This is a genomic window from Citrobacter sp. Cf116, assembly GCF_030336505.1.
Classification (GTDB): Bacteria; Pseudomonadota; Gammaproteobacteria; order Enterobacterales; family Enterobacteriaceae; genus Citrobacter; species Citrobacter freundii.
The window spans coordinates 29,433-43,923 of record NZ_JAOWEQ010000041.1 but is presented as its reverse complement, the minus strand read 5'-3'; the positions used below and the strand labels follow the sequence as shown (position 1 = coordinate 43,923).

At 52.1% G+C, this 14,491-nt stretch carries 12 protein-coding genes; 8 read left to right on the top strand and 4 right to left on the bottom strand.

The features are described from left to right. Positions 1 to 10: 10 nt before the first annotated feature. From dgt to cdaR, 3 genes are all read left to right on the top strand, one after another. A complete protein-coding gene (dgt, locus tag OGV74_RS21180; RefSeq protein ID WP_086504928.1) occupies positions 11 to 1,528 on the top strand; it encodes a dGTPase in 1,518 nt (505 codons plus the stop codon). Between the two features lie 129 nt (positions 1,529 to 1,657). Next, positions 1,658 to 3,091 (top strand): serine endoprotease DegP, encoded by a 1,434-nt coding sequence (gene degP / locus OGV74_RS21175; protein ID WP_003018567.1) that lies wholly within the window; start codon positions 1,658 to 1,660, stop codon positions 3,089 to 3,091. A 147-nt stretch (positions 3,092 to 3,238) separates the two neighbouring features. Beyond that, entirely contained in the window at positions 3,239 to 4,396 is a 1,158-nt protein-coding gene (cdaR, locus tag OGV74_RS21170) for a DNA-binding transcriptional regulator CdaR (RefSeq protein ID WP_003018564.1), read from the top strand. Between the two features lie 87 nt (positions 4,397 to 4,483). On the opposite strand, the gene OGV74_RS21165 is transcribed toward cdaR, so the two are convergent. From OGV74_RS21165 to map, 4 genes are all read right to left on the bottom strand, one after another. Next, entirely contained in the window at positions 4,484 to 4,870 is a 387-nt protein-coding gene (locus tag OGV74_RS21165) for a DUF3461 family protein (protein ID WP_003018562.1), read from the bottom strand. A gap of 109 nt (positions 4,871 to 4,979) precedes the next feature. Continuing rightward, the gene (gene dapD, locus OGV74_RS21160; protein ID WP_003837532.1) at positions 4,980 to 5,804 is read right to left on the bottom strand and encodes a 2,3,4,5-tetrahydropyridine-2,6-dicarboxylate N-succinyltransferase; all 825 of its coding nucleotides are present in this window, start codon (positions 5,802 to 5,804) and stop codon (positions 4,980 to 4,982) included. A gap of 31 nt (positions 5,805 to 5,835) precedes the next feature. Then, on the bottom strand, positions 5,836 to 8,508 hold the full coding sequence (gene glnD / locus OGV74_RS21155) for a bifunctional uridylyltransferase/uridylyl-removing protein GlnD (RefSeq protein ID WP_003837534.1): 2,673 nt from the start codon (positions 8,506 to 8,508) through the stop codon (positions 5,836 to 5,838). 113 nt (positions 8,509 to 8,621) lie between these two features. Further along, entirely contained in the window at positions 8,622 to 9,416 is a 795-nt protein-coding gene (map, locus tag OGV74_RS21150) for a type I methionyl aminopeptidase (protein ID WP_003018555.1), read from the bottom strand. Positions 9,417 to 9,740: 324 nt separating this feature from the next. Between map and rpsB the strand changes: the two genes are divergently transcribed. The 5 genes from rpsB to ispC all read left to right on the top strand — a co-directional run bounded on the left by rpsB (position 9,741) and on the right by ispC (position 14,329). Beyond that, positions 9,741 to 10,466, top strand: coding sequence for a 30S ribosomal protein S2 (gene rpsB, locus OGV74_RS21145; protein WP_003018553.1), 726 nt, complete (start codon positions 9,741 to 9,743; stop codon positions 10,464 to 10,466). Positions 10,467 to 10,602: 136 nt separating this feature from the next. Then, positions 10,603 to 11,454, top strand: coding sequence for a translation elongation factor Ts (gene tsf, locus OGV74_RS21140; protein WP_003018551.1), 852 nt, complete (start codon positions 10,603 to 10,605; stop codon positions 11,452 to 11,454). A 145-nt stretch (positions 11,455 to 11,599) separates the two neighbouring features. Next, the gene (pyrH, locus tag OGV74_RS21135; RefSeq protein WP_003018549.1) at positions 11,600 to 12,325 is read left to right on the top strand and encodes a UMP kinase; all 726 of its coding nucleotides are present in this window, start codon (positions 11,600 to 11,602) and stop codon (positions 12,323 to 12,325) included. 139 nt (positions 12,326 to 12,464) lie between these two features. Beyond that, on the top strand, positions 12,465 to 13,022 hold the full coding sequence (gene frr / locus OGV74_RS21130; RefSeq protein ID WP_003018547.1) for a ribosome recycling factor: 558 nt from the start codon (positions 12,465 to 12,467) through the stop codon (positions 13,020 to 13,022). 110 nt (positions 13,023 to 13,132) lie between these two features. Then, on the top strand, positions 13,133 to 14,329 hold the full coding sequence (gene ispC / locus OGV74_RS21125) for a 1-deoxy-D-xylulose-5-phosphate reductoisomerase (RefSeq protein WP_048233869.1): 1,197 nt from the start codon (positions 13,133 to 13,135) through the stop codon (positions 14,327 to 14,329). Positions 14,330 to 14,491: the final 162 nt, after the last annotated feature.

The following is a 14,491-nucleotide window of genomic DNA, read 5'->3' as shown; positions in this document are numbered from 1 at the left end:
GGGAGAGGATATGGTACAGATCGATTTCCGAAAAAAAATAAACTGGCATCGCCGTTACCGTTCGCCGCAGGGCGTGAAGACGGAGCATGAGATCCTGCGAATTTTTGAAAGCGATCGTGGACGTATTATCAATTCTCCGGCTATTCGCCGGCTGCAACAAAAAACCCAGGTCTTTCCGCTAGAGCGTAATGCAGCGGTGCGTACGCGCCTGACGCACTCGATGGAAGTGCAGCAGGTTGGGCGCTATATCGCGAAAGAGATCCTCAGCCGACTGAAAGAGCTAAAGCTGCTGGAGCAGTATGGTCTGGATGAACTGACGGGACCGTTTGAGAGTATTGTCGAAATGTCGTGCCTGATGCATGACATCGGTAATCCGCCGTTTGGTCATTTTGGCGAAGCGGCGATTAATGACTGGTTTCGCCAGCGGTTGTATCCCGCCGACGCGGAAAGTCAGCCCCTGAGTGATGACCGCTGCCAGGTGACGGCATTACGTTTGCGTGAAGGTGAAGAGTCGCTGAATGATATTCGCCGCAAGGTACGCCAGGACTTGTGTTATTTTGAAGGCAATGCGCAGGGTATTCGTCTGGTGCATACTTTGATGCGTATGAACCTTACCTGGGCGCAGGTTGGCGGTATTTTAAAATATACCCGTCCGGCATGGTGGCGCGGCAGTGCACCCGAGACGCACAACTATTTAATGAAGAAGCCTGGTTATTACCTTTCCGAGGAACCGTATATTGAGCGGTTACGTAAAGAATTATCATTAGCACCTTACAGTCGTTTTCCATTAACCTGGATTATGGAAGCTGCCGATGATATCTCATATTGCGTGGCCGACCTGGAAGATGCCGTTGAGAAAAGAATCTTTAGCGTCGAGCAACTTTACCATCATCTGCATGAAGCGTGGGGGCATCACGAAAAAGGCTCTCTGTTTAGTCAGGTTGTTGAGAACGCCTGGGAAAAATCACGTTCAAATACATTAAGCCGCAGCACCGAAGATCAGTTCTTTATGTATTTACGCGTCAATACGCTGAATAAACTGGTTCCGTATGCGGCCCAGCGGTTTATTGATAATTTGCCGCAGATTTATGAAGGCAGCTTTAATCATGCGCTGTTAGAAGATGCCAGTAGCTTCAGCCAGTTACTGGGCGTTTATAAGAATGTGGCGGTAAAACATGTGTTTAGCCATCCGGATGTTGAGCAACTGGAATTACAGGGCTATCGGGTGATCAGCGGGTTGCTGGAGATCTATCAACCGTTATTGAAAATGTCTCAGTCAGATTTTACTGAACTGGTCGACAATGAAAGAGTAAAACGTTTTCCTATCGAGTCCCGTTTATTTCAGAAGTTGTCTACCCGCCATCGTCTTGCGTATGTTGAGGCGGTTAGTAAAATATCGACGGAGTGCGCTGAGTATTCGGTTCTGGAATATTATTATCGCTGCCGGTTGATCCAGGATTATATCAGCGGGATGACAGATTTGTATGCCTGGGATGAATATCGTCGCTTGATGGCCGTAGAACAATAAATACTCATTTGTAAAGACGGCCAATAAAATTTTACTTTTTCCTTAAACTCAATTCTGGAACTTAGCGTTATAAAACGACTCTGACGTATACAGCAATTTTGCGTTACCTGTTAATCGAGAACGAAACACATGAAAAAAACCACATTAGCAATGAGTGCACTGGCTCTGAGTTTAGGTTTGGCGTTGTCCCCCCTGTCTGCAACTGCGGCTGAGACGTCGTCTTCAGCAATGACCGCCCAACAGATGCCAAGCCTGGCCCCGATGCTCGAAAAAGTGATGCCATCGGTGGTAAGTATTAACGTCGAGGGGAGCACGACGGTGAATACGCCGCGTATGCCGCGTAATTTCCAGCAGTTCTTTGGTGATAATTCACCGTTCTGCCAGGACGGATCTCCGTTCCAGAGTTCACCGTTCTGCCAGGGCGGCGCACCGGGCGCTGGTAACGGCGGCGGCCAGCAGCAGAAATTTATGGCGCTGGGTTCCGGCGTAATTATTGATGCTGCGAAAGGGTATGTCGTGACCAACAACCACGTGGTGGATAACGCTACGGTAATTAAGGTTCAGTTGAGCGATGGCCGTAAATTTGACGCGAAGATCGTGGGCAAAGATCCACGCTCCGATATCGCGCTGATCCAAATTCAGGATCCGAAAAACCTGACGGCGATTAAGCTGGCAGACTCCGACGCGCTGCGCGTGGGTGATTACACCGTAGCAATCGGTAACCCGTTTGGCCTCGGTGAGACCGTGACCTCCGGCATCGTTTCTGCTCTGGGCCGTAGCGGCCTGAATGCGGAGAACTATGAAAACTTTATTCAGACGGATGCTGCGATCAACCGGGGTAACTCCGGTGGCGCGCTGGTCAATCTGAACGGTGAGCTGATCGGCATTAACACCGCGATCCTCGCGCCGGACGGCGGTAACATCGGTATCGGTTTTGCAATCCCAAGCAACATGGTGAAAAACCTGACTTCGCAGATGGTTGAGTTTGGTCAGGTTAAACGTGGTGAGCTGGGTATTATGGGGACCGAACTGAGCTCTGAGCTGGCGAAAGCGATGAAAGTTGACGCTCAGCGTGGCGCATTCGTCAGCCAGGTAATGCCGAACTCTTCCGCAGCGAAAGCCGGTATTAAAGCCGGGGATGTGATTACCTCCCTGAACGGCAAACCAATCAGCAGCTTCGCCGCTCTGCGTGCGCAGGTGGGGACGATGCCGGTCGGCAGCAAAATCACCCTGGGTCTGCTGCGTGACGGTAAGCCGGTCACCGTGAACCTGGAATTGCAGCAGAGCAGCCAGACTCAGGTTGATTCCAGCTCTATCTTCAAAGGCATTGAAGGTGCCGATATGAGCAACAAAGGCCAGGATAAAGGTGTCGTGGTAAGCGACGTGAAACCGAATTCTCCGGCTGCACAGATCGGCCTGAAGAAAGGGGATGTGATTATCGGTGCGAATCAGCAGCCGGTGAAAAACATCGCCGAATTGCGCAAAATCCTCGACAGCAAACCCGCTGTGCTGGCGCTGAACATTCAGCGTGGCGACAGCTCCATCTATCTGTTGATGCAGTAATCTCCCTCAACCCCTTCCTGTACAGGAAGGGGTTCTTTTTGTGATACCTCCCACAACTCCATATTTCTCCCTTCCGCTTTGTGCATTTGCACAATGTCGCCGCTTATTATCTTCCCTATGCTTGAGCTCTGCTCACAGGAGGGGTTTATGGCTGGCTGGCATCTTGATACCAAAATGGCGCAGGATATCGTGGCGCGAACCATGCGCATCATTGATACCAATATCAACGTAATGGATGCCCGTGGGCGGATCATTGGCAGTGGCGATCGCGAACGCATTGGTGAATTGCACGAAGGTGCGCTGCTGGTGCTTTCGCAGGGCCGGGTGGTGGACATTGACGATGCAGTGGCGAGGCATTTGCACGGCGTGCGTCAGGGGATAAACCTGCCGTTGCGCCTGGAAGGCGAAATCGTTGGCGTTATCGGGCTTACCGGTGAACCGGAACATCTGCGTAAATACGGCGAGCTGGTGTGCATGACAGCCGAAATGATGCTGGAGCAGTCGCGCCTGATGCATCTGTTAGCGCAGGATAGCCGCCTGCGTGAAGAGCTGGTGATGAATCTGATTCAGGCGGAAGAGAATACCCCGGCGCTGATGGAGTGGGCGCAACGTTTAGGCATTGATTTGAACCAGCCGCGCGTGGTGGCAGTGGTAGAGGTTGATAGTGGCCAGCTTGGCGTTGACAGCGCGATGGCGGAGCTACAGCAATTGCAGAACGCGTTGACTACGCCTGAACGTAATAATCTGATTGCGATTGTTTCCCTGACCGAGATGGTGGTGCTGAAACCGGCGCTCAATCAGTTTGGTCGCTGGGACGCGGAAGATCACCGCAAGCGTGTTGAGCAGCTCATTGCTCGCATGAAAGAGAACGGACAGCTGCGTTTTCGCGTGTCGCTGGGCAACTATTTTACCGGGCCAGGCAGTATTGCCCGTTCGTATCGTACGGCGCGCACGACCATGATGGTCGGCAAGCAACGGATGCCGGAAAGTCGTAGCTATTTCTACCAGGATTTGATGCTGCCAGTTCTGCTGGACAGCCTGCGCGGCGGCTGGCAGGCCAACGAGCTGGCGCGTCCGTTGGTACGGCTGAAAGCAATGGATAACAACGGCTTACTGCGTCGAACATTAGCGGCGTGGTTTCGGCATAACGTTCAGCCGCTGGCGACCTCAAAAGCGTTATTTATCCACCGTAATACGCTGGAATATCGCCTGAACCGAATTTCAGAGCTGACCGGGCTGGATTTAGGGAATTTTGACGACCGATTGCTGCTGTATGTCGCGCTACAACTGGATGAGCAGCATTAATTCCTTGCCTGTTGGCGCTACGCTTATCAGGCAAAATGCCGGGGGGCGGCTTCGCCTTACCCGGCCTACGAACACATTCACTCGCGGTTATTTACGCGTTAGTTTTTCCAGATCGGCTTCAATTTCGCTGATCTTGTTGGTCACGACGCTTTCCAGATGACGTAAATCATCAAGGATCTTGCGTTTAAGATCGACTTCGCTGCGATCGCGCTGGCAGATCTGATCCAGTTCGTCGATCACATAGCGCAGGTTGGGACTGATCTCCTGCACTTCTTTGTAACCCTGGCCGACGCCATCGGCGACAACCGTTTTACGCTGACGGGGATATTTGAACTTCACGCTCTTGGCAAAAAACTCGCCTTTATCCTTCTGGAAATAGATTTTCAGGATATCGTTGTTGGCTTCTTGCCGCAGGCTGTAACGATCGATTTCTTCAGGATTAGTAATGCCCAGACTTTTCAGATTGTCATACATAGCGGTACCCTTAAGCTCACCATAACCATTGAATAATTAACGAAAAGCCTTGTTTATGCCACTCGCAGATGTAAAAAAAGCGGGCTAAGCCCGCTTTTTCAAATCACTGTTAGTCGATGGTGCGTAACAGTTCGTTGATTCCTACTTTGCCACGCGTTTTGGCATCGACTTTCTTCACAATCACCGCGCAGTACAGGCTGTATTTGCCATCTTTCGACGGCAGGTTGCCGGAGACAACCACAGAGCCCGCCGGAACGCGGCCATAATGCACTTCGCCGGTTTCACGATCGTAAATACGGGTGCTCTGACCAATGTACACGCCCATAGAGATAACAGAGCCTTCTTCGACGATCACGCCTTCAACCACTTCAGAACGTGCGCCGATGAAGCAGTTGTCTTCGATGATGGTCGGGTTAGCCTGTAACGGCTCCAGTACGCCACCGATGCCAACGCCGCCGGACAGGTGAACGTTTTTACCAATTTGCGCGCAGGAACCCACGGTCGCCCAGGTATCAACCATCGTACCTTCATCCACATAAGCGCCGATGTTCACGTAAGACGGCATCAGCACGGTGTTACGGGCGATAAACGCACCCTGGCGTACGGCCGCTGGCGGAACCACGCGGAAACCTTCTTTCTGGAAGCGTGCTTCGTCGTAGTTGGCGAATTTCATCGGCACTTTATCGAAGTAACGGCTTTCCGCACCCTCGATAACCTGATTATCGTTAATACGGAAAGAGAGCAGGACCGCCTTTTTCAGCCACTGATGCGTGACCCACTGACCCTCAATCTTTTCTGCGACGCGCAGTGCACCGGAATCCAGTAAAGCAATAACCTGATTCACCGCTTCGCGGGTTACGGTATCTACATTTGCCGGAGTAATGTCGGCACGGCGCTCGAAAGCGGACTCAATAACGTTCTGTAACTGCTGCATTGTTAAACTCTTTCCATAATAAATAAAAACATCACCCTTTATCGTTTGGATTGAGGGCCTCTGTCAACCGTTGATGCACTTCCTGCTGCAGCTCATTATTAAGGGCGCGCCGGTCGGCGGTGGCGATTATGAATAAATCTTCTACTCGCTCGCCAATGGTTGTAATTCGGGCGCCATGCAGCGAAATTCCCAGATCGGCAAAAATCTGCCCGACCCGCGCCAGCAGTCCAGGCTGGTCGAGAGCGATAAGCTCAAGAAATGATTTTCGGTCGGTGTGGGTCGGCAGGAAAGTAACCTCGGTATCGACGGTAAAGTGGCGTAATTTTGCCGGCTGACGACGTGGTTGCGGTGGCTGCCAGCTGCGCTGCGTGATGGCCTGTTCCAGTCCAAAACGGATCGCTTCGTGTCTGTCTGAAGACAGCGGGCTGCCGTCCGGTTCCAGCACGATGAACGTATCCATCGCCATCCCATCGCGGGTAGTGAAAATCTGCGCATCGTGGACGCTTAGATTGCGCCTGTCCAGTTCGGCGCAGACGGCGGCAAACAGGTAAGGGCGATCGGGGCTCCAGATGAAAATTTCCGTTCCGCCGCGCGTGGCCTGCGGGCTGAGCAGGATTAGCGGCTTACTGAGATCGTGCTGCAGCAGATGACGCGCATGCCAGGCCAGTTGATTTGGGCTGTGGCGCACGAAATAGTTGGCGCGACAGCGCGACCAGATGTGGTGCAGGGCTTCTTCATCAATGTTGTCCATACGCAGTAGCGCCAGTGCCTGAAGCTGATGATGGCGAACGCGTTCGCGCATATCTGGCGTGTTTTGCATCCCTCGACGTAGCTGTTTTTCCGTCGCAAAGTACAGCTCGCGCAGCAGACTTTGCTTCCAGCTATTCCACAGCGTTTCGTTAGTAGCGCAAATATCCGCGACGGTCAGGCACACTAAAAAGCGCAGACGATGTTCCGTTTGTACTTCTTCAGCGAATTGCTTGATCACTTCCGGATCCTGAATATCACGGCGCTGAGCGGTCACCGACATCAGCAAATGCTGACGCACCAGCCAGACGATCAGTTGCGTTTCACGCGAGTTCAGACCGTGCAGCTCGGCGAATTTGAGCACGTCCTGGGCGCCGAGAACCGAGTGATCGCCGCCGCGACCTTTGGCGATATCGTGGAACAGCGCGGCAATCAGAATTAGCTCCGGCTGTCGCAAGCGCGGCCACAGATCCACGCACAGCGGATGGCGCGGACGGGTCTCTTCGTTAGCAAAACTCTCCAGCTTGAGCATCACACGGATAGTGTGCTCATCCACCGTATAGGCATGAAACAGGTCAAACTGCATTTGGCCGACAATGTGCGACCATTGCGGCATATAGGCCCACAAAACGCTGTGCCGATGCATCGGCAGCAGGCCGCGACTCACCGCGCCCGGATGGCGCAACATACTGAGAAACAGCGAACGCGCTTCCGGAATGTAGCAGAGTGGCTGGGTTAAATGACGGCGGGCATGACGCAAATGGCGCAGCGTGGTGGAGTAAATCCCGCTGATCGCGCTGTTACGTACCATGATGTAGAACATCCGCAATATCGCTTCGGGTTTACGGATAAACAGGTCGTCGTTGCGCAGATCGATCAATGTGCCGCGCAGTTGAAAGTCGTCATCAATCGGGCGCGGTTTTTCATCGGCTGGCAGGGCGAGGATCGCTTCGTCGAACAGTTGCAACAGCATATGGTTCAGTTCGCTGACCCGTCGCGTGACCCGGAAATAGTCTTTCATCATCCGCTCGATCGGCTCGTTGCCTTCGCCGCCGTAGTTTAGCCGTTGCGCCACGCTGAGTTGGCGGTCAAACAGCAGGCGGTTGTCGTAACGACTAACGACCAGATGCAGGGCGAAGCGAATCCGCCACAGGATATGCAAACATTCATTCAGTTCGGCGCGTTCTGCCAGCGTCAAAAAGCCGAAGCCGACCATTTCGTCCAGCGAGGTGGCGCCAAAATGGCGACGGGCCACCCATTGCAGAGTATGGATATCGCGCAGGCCGCCGGGACTGCTTTTGATATCCGGCTCCAGGTTGTAGCTGGTGCCGTGATAACGCTGGTGGCGCTGATTTTGCTCTTCCACTTTGGCGGCGTAAAATTTATCGGACGGCCAGAAACCTTCGCTAAAAATATGCTTTTGCAGCTCAAGAAATAACGCCACATCGCCGATAAGCAGGCGTGTTTCAATCAGGTTAGTGGCGACGGTTAAATCTGATAATCCTTCCAGCAGACACTCTTCCAGCGTACGCACGCTGTGCCCAACCTCCAGCCTCACGTCCCATAGCAGCGTTAACAGCTCACCGACTTTTTCTGCCTGCGAATCAGGTAGCTTTTTACGACTGAGGATCAGCAGGTCAATATCGGAGAGCGGATGCAGTTCGCCGCGCCCGTAGCCGCCAACGGCAACCAGCGCCAGGTCGGCAATTTGACCGAAACCGGCTTCAATCCACAGGCGCTGAAGCAACTGATCAATAAATTCGGTGCGGGCCTCAATGAGCTGTTCTGCGGAAATTCCACTGTCAAACGCTTCGCCTAACCAGCTCTGGAAGGTGTCGATATGCGCTTTAATACCGGTGCAGTTGAGGTCGTGCTGTGGCCATGTCCCTGGGTTTTGTGGCTGGCCAGGCAGGGTGGGGAGGGCAGTATTTGCGTGCTGTTCAGGAAGAGTATTCATTATGCGCCACCCATTAAAAAGCCGGATGATGGCGTGAACGCCTTACCCGGCCTACTAAGTAGTACAATTTGTAGGCCTGATAAGATGCGAATGTATCGCCATCAGGCAAAACATTATTCGCCGTGTGTGATGATCGCCGGGATGGTGTCATCCTTGCGTAACGTCAGAATCTCACAGCCGTTTTCCGTCACTACAATAGTATGCTCGTACTGTGCAGACAAGCTCCGGTCTTTGGTTTTCACCGTCCAGCCGTCTTTCATGGTGCGGATGCGGTAATCACCGGCATTCAGCATCGGTTCTACGGTGAACGTCATGCCCGGCTGCAGTACCACACCGCCGTCGTCTGCATCGTAGTGCAGAACCTGCGGCTCTTCATGGAAGCCGCGACCGATACCGTGACCGCAGTATTCACGAACGACAGAGAAACCTTCACCTTCCGCATATTTCTGAATTGCAGCGCCCAGCGTGCGCAGGCGAATGCCCGGTTTCACCATCCGCAGCGCCAGATACAGGCTTTCCTGCGTGACGCGGCACAGACGCTCGCCCAGAATAGTAGGTTTGCCGACGATAAACATTTTCGAGGTGTCGCCGTGGTACTCGTCTTTAATCACAGTCACATCGATGTTGACGATATCGCCGTCTTTCAGAAGTTTGGCGTCGTCCGGGATCCCGTGGCACACCACTTCATTAATAGAGATACACACGGACTTCGGATAGCCGTGGTAACCCAGGCAGGCGGAAATGGCCTGCTGCTCATTCACGATATAGTCATTACAGATACGATCCAGCTCGCCGGTGCTGACGCCCGGTTTAACAAACGGTTCGATCATTTCCAGTACATCAGCGGCCAGGCGGCCAGCGACGCGCATTTTTTCGATTTCTTCAGGGGTCTTGATTGAGATAGCCATGAATTCTGTCCATCAGTGCCGATGATATCGGCAATAATTGTTTAAGTGCTGCCAATGGTATCAGTCCCGCATACGTGCTGCCAAATTGAGAATCATTAACAGCACACAGTGCCAACAATTATTGGTGTCTATGGCGTATTTGTGGTATAAAGCGCGCCGGACTTCCGATCCATTCGAAGACTACACACGATGGACGGGAGCGACAAATCTCACTTTGTGTAACAACACACACGTATCGGCACATATTCCGGGGTGCCCTTTGGGGTCGGTAATATGGGATGCGTGGAGGCTTAACCCCAACTTTTATATATAGAGGTTTTAATCATGGCAACTGTTTCCATGCGCGACATGCTCAAGGCTGGTGTTCACTTCGGTCACCAGACCCGTTACTGGAACCCGAAAATGAAGCCGTTCATCTTCGGTGCGCGTAACAAAGTTCACATCATCAACCTTGAGAAAACTGTACCGATGTTCAACGAAGCTCTGGCTGAACTGAACAAGATCTCTGCTCGTAAAGGTAAAATCCTTTTCGTTGGTACTAAACGCGCTGCAAGCGAAGCGGTGAAAGAAGCTGCTAACAGCTGCGACCAGTTCTTCGTGAACCATCGCTGGCTGGGCGGTATGCTGACTAACTGGAAAACCGTTCGTCAGTCCATCAAACGTCTGAAAGATCTGGAAACTCAGTCTCAGGACGGTACTTTCGAAAAGCTGACCAAGAAAGAAGCGCTGATGCGTACTCGTGAGCTTGAGAAACTGGAAAACAGCCTGGGCGGTATCAAAGACATGGGCGGTCTGCCGGACGCTCTGTTCGTAATCGATGCTGACCACGAGCACATTGCTATCAAAGAAGCAAACAACCTGGGTATCCCAGTATTTGCAATCGTTGATACCAACTCTGATCCGGACGGTGTTGACTTCGTTATCCCGGGTAACGACGACGCAATCCGTGCTGTGACCCTGTACCTGGGCGCTGTAGCTACTACCGTTCGTGAAGGCCGTTCTCAGGATCTGGCTTCCCAGGCGGAAGAAAGCTTCGTAGAAGCTGAATAATAAGGCACGCTCGTTAGAGCCCTTATAGACCAGGTAGTATCACGTTTGGTTAGGGGGCCTGTATATGGCCCCCTTTTTCACTTTTAAATCTGTGCGGTTTCATGCCGGGCAGATCAAATCTTCCGAGGATTTTAGAATGGCTGAAATTACCGCATCCCTGGTAAAAGAGCTGCGTGAGCGTACTGGCGCAGGCATGATGGATTGCAAAAAAGCACTGACTGAAGCTAATGGCGACATCGAGCTGGCAATCGAAAACATGCGTAAGTCCGGTGCAATCAAAGCGGCGAAAAAAGCAGGCAACGTTGCTGCTGACGGCGTAATCAAAACCAAAATCGACGGCAACATCGCTTTCATTCTGGAAGTTAACTGCCAGACTGACTTCGTTGCTAAAGATGCTGGTTTCCAGGCATTTGCTGACAAAGTACTGGACGCTGCCGTTGCTGGCAAAATCACTGACGTTGAAGTTCTGAAAGCACAGTTCGAAGAAGAACGTGTTGCTCTGGTTGCTAAAATCGGTGAGAACATCAACATCCGTCGCGTTGCTTCCCTGGAAGGCGAAGTTCTGGGTAACTACCAGCATGGTGCTCGTATCGGTGTTCTGGTTGCTGCAACTGGCGCTGACGAAGAACTGGTTAAACAGCTGGCAATGCACGTTGCTGCAAGCAAACCAGAATTCGTTAAGCCGGAAGACGTTTCCGCTGAAGTGGTAGAAAAAGAATACCAGGTTCAGCTGGACATCGCTATGCAGTCTGGCAAGCCGAAAGAAATCGCAGAGAAAATGGTTGAAGGCCGCATGAAGAAATTCACCGGCGAAGTTTCTCTGACCGGTCAGCCTTTCGTCATGGAACCGAGCAAATCTGTTGGTCAGCTGCTGAAAGAGCATAACGCTGACGTAACAGGCTTCATCCGCTTTGAAGTGGGTGAAGGCATCGAGAAAGTTGAGACTGACTTTGCAGCAGAAGTTGCTGCGATGTCCAAGCAGTCTTAATTTTGAAAGGAGCCGCCTGAGGGCGGCTTCTTTTTGTGTCTGGCTTGTAAATTCAGCGAACCGCTATAGTGGTCCTGCTGAAAAGCGACATACAATGTCGCTGGAATTAACTCATCTCATTCGTTGACAGTCTCAGGAAAGAAACATGGCTACCAATGCAAAACCCGTCTACAAACGTATTCTGCTTAAGTTAAGTGGCGAAGCTCTGCAAGGTTCGGAAGGCTTCGGTATTGATGCAAGCATCCTTGACCGCATGGCTCAGGAAATCAAAGAGCTGGTTGAGCTGGGTATTCAGGTTGGCGTAGTGATTGGTGGTGGTAACCTGTTCCGTGGCGCTGGTCTGGCGAAAGCAGGGATGAACCGCGTTGTGGGCGACCACATGGGCATGTTAGCCACCGTAATGAACGGTCTGGCGATGCGCGATGCGCTTCACCGCGCCTATGTGAACGCTCGCTTGATGTCCGCAATTCCTCTGAACGGCGTGTGTGATAACTACAGTTGGGCTGAAGCTATCAGCCTGCTGCGTAACAACCGCGTTGTTATTTTGTCTGCGGGTACCGGCAATCCGTTCTTCACCACCGATTCAGCAGCCTGCCTGCGTGGTATTGAAATTGAAGCGGATGTGGTACTGAAAGCCACCAAAGTCGATGGCGTATTTACTGCCGACCCGGCTAAAGATCCGACGGCGACCATGTACGAACAGTTGACCTACACTGAAGTACTGGATAAAGAGCTGAAAGTCATGGATCTGGCTGCGTTCACGCTGGCTCGTGACCACAAATTACCGATTCGTGTCTTTAACATGAACAAACCAGGTGCACTGCGCCGTGTTGTTATGGGTGAAAAAGAAGGCACGTTAATCACGGAATAATTCCCGTTGCGGCTAAATGCAGGTAATATTCCGCTTTAATGTCGCGGGATACGTCCCTCAAAATTAATCAAGACTATACTTGTCACATCTTGCGCGGCGGGTATGGTCTGACTGAAACAAGCTTTCAAGGATTCGTAACGTGATCAACGATATCAGAAAAGATGCTGAAGTACGCATGGACAAATGCGTCGAAGCGTTCAAAAACCAAATCAGCAAAATTCGCACGGGTCGTGCTTCTCCTAGCCTGCTGGATGGTATTGTCGTGGAATATTACGGCACACCGACTCCGCTGCGCCAACTGGCAAGCGTAACGGTTGAAGATTCCCGTACCCTGAAAATCAACGTGTTTGACCGTTCTATGGGGCCAGCCGTTGAGAAAGCCATCATGGCTTCCGACCTCGGTCTGAATCCAAGCTCTGCGGGTTCCGACATCCGCGTTCCGCTGCCGCCGCTGACCGAAGAACGTCGTAAAGATCTGACCAAGATCGTGCGTGGCGAAGCTGAAGGCGCGCGTGTTGCGGTACGTAATGTACGCCGCGATGCAAACGACAAAGTGAAAGCGTTGTTGAAAGAAAAAGAGATCAGCGAAGATGACGATCGCCGTTCTCAGGACGACGTACAGAAACTGACTGACGCTGCAATCAAGAAAGTTGATGCGGCGCTGGCAGAGAAAGAAGCGGAACTGATGCAGTTCTGATTCGCCTGTACGCTAAAAACGCCGCTTAGAAGGCCTGAGAAGGCTGGATGGCGGCGTTTTGCTTTTTTCTGTCTATATACCTTAAAGGGTAAAATTCTTCTGGATGTCTCATGAAGCAATTAACCATCCTGGGATCAACCGGTTCCATTGGTTGCAGTACGCTGGATGTAGTACGCCATAACCCGGAAAAATTTCGTGTTACTGCGTTGGTGGCGGGTAAAAATGTCGCCCGCATGGTAGAGCAATGCCTGGAGTTTTCTCCTCGCTATGCGGTAATGGACGATGAAAAAAGCGCTGCGTTGGTAAAAGCAGCTCTGCTGGAGCAGGGCAGTCGCACTGAGGTCATGAGCGGTCAGCAGGCTGCCTGTGATATGGCTGCGCTGGATGATGTTGATCAGGTCATGGCGGCAATTGTCGGCGCAGCGGGCTTATTGCCAACGCTGGCGGCAATTCGTGCGAGCAAAAGTATTTTACTGGCGAACAAAGAGTCTCTGGTGACCTGCGGTCGTCTGTTTATGGACGACGTGAAACGTCACAAAGCGCAGCTTTTGCCGGTAGATAGCGAGCATAACGCGATTTTTCAGAGTTTACCGCAACCTATCCAACACAATCTGGGATACGCTGACCTTGAGCAAAACGGCGTCATGTCAGTTCTGCTTACCGGGTCTGGTGGCCCATTCCGTGAAACGCCATTGCGCGATCTGGTCTCTATGACCCCCGATCAGGCATGTCGTCATCCGAATTGGTCGATGGGACGAAAAATCTCTGTCGATTCCGCCACCATGATGAACAAAGGTCTGGAATACATTGAAGCGCGTTGGCTATTTAATGCCAGTGCAAGCCAGATGGAAGTGCTGATTCACCCGCAGTCGGTTATTCATTCGATGGTCCGTTATCAGGATGGTAGTGTTCTGGCGCAGTTGGGTGAACCGGACATGCGTACACCTATTGCCCATACCATGGCATGGCCAGAACGAGTGACGTCCGGTGTTAAGCCTGTCGATTTTTGCAAACTCAGTGCGCTGACGTTTTCTGCACCTGATTACCAGCGTTATCCGTGCCTGAAACTGGCGATGGACGCGTTTGAGCAAGGGCAGGCGGCGACGACCGCACTTAATGCCGCGAATGAAATTACCGTTGCCGCGTTTCTGGCGCAGCAGATCCGATTTACCGATATTGCTGACCTGAATTTATCCGTGCTGGATAAGATGGATTTGCAGGAGCCGCAGAGCGTTGATGACGTGCTGAAGGTTGATGCCATCGCGCGGGACGTCGCCAGAAAAGAAGTGATGCGACTCTCAAGCTGATGATAATCCCTCTACGGAGAATCGTGCTATTTGTTAGCGTTGGGCTTCAGTGATATAGTCTGCGCCACCCGATCGCGGGTATTTGCTTTTTTTCGGTCGGGTAAGCCGTGGTTTGACACGGCTTTTTTGTGGATGGGCTTCAGTATTCCTGAGTACCGTAAA

What these genes read in the sequence shown, in the direction of transcription:
- dgt (WP_086504928.1), top strand. Translation starts at nt 11, where the DNA reads ATGGTACAGATCGATTTCCGAAAAAAAATAAACTGGCATCGCCGTTAC.
- degP (WP_003018567.1), top strand. Translation starts at nt 1,658, where the DNA reads ATGAAAAAAACCACATTAGCAATGAGTGCACTGGCTCTGAGTTTAGGT.
- map (WP_003018555.1), bottom strand. Translation starts at nt 9,416, where the DNA reads ATGGCTATCTCAATCAAGACCCCTGAAGAAATCGAAAAAATGCGCGTC.
- glnD (WP_003837534.1), bottom strand. Translation starts at nt 8,508, where the DNA reads ATGAATACTCTTCCTGAACAGCACGCAAATACTGCCCTCCCCACCCTG.
- tsf (WP_003018551.1), top strand. Translation starts at nt 10,603, where the DNA reads ATGGCTGAAATTACCGCATCCCTGGTAAAAGAGCTGCGTGAGCGTACT.
- dapD (WP_003837532.1), bottom strand. Translation starts at nt 5,804, where the DNA reads ATGCAGCAGTTACAGAACGTTATTGAGTCCGCTTTCGAGCGCCGTGCC.
- ispC (WP_048233869.1), top strand. Translation starts at nt 13,133, where the DNA reads ATGAAGCAATTAACCATCCTGGGATCAACCGGTTCCATTGGTTGCAGT.
- cdaR (WP_003018564.1), top strand. Translation starts at nt 3,239, where the DNA reads ATGGCTGGCTGGCATCTTGATACCAAAATGGCGCAGGATATCGTGGCG.
- rpsB (WP_003018553.1), top strand. Translation starts at nt 9,741, where the DNA reads ATGGCAACTGTTTCCATGCGCGACATGCTCAAGGCTGGTGTTCACTTC.
- OGV74_RS21165 (WP_003018562.1), bottom strand. Translation starts at nt 4,870, where the DNA reads ATGTATGACAATCTGAAAAGTCTGGGCATTACTAATCCTGAAGAAATC.
- pyrH (WP_003018549.1), top strand. Translation starts at nt 11,600, where the DNA reads ATGGCTACCAATGCAAAACCCGTCTACAAACGTATTCTGCTTAAGTTA.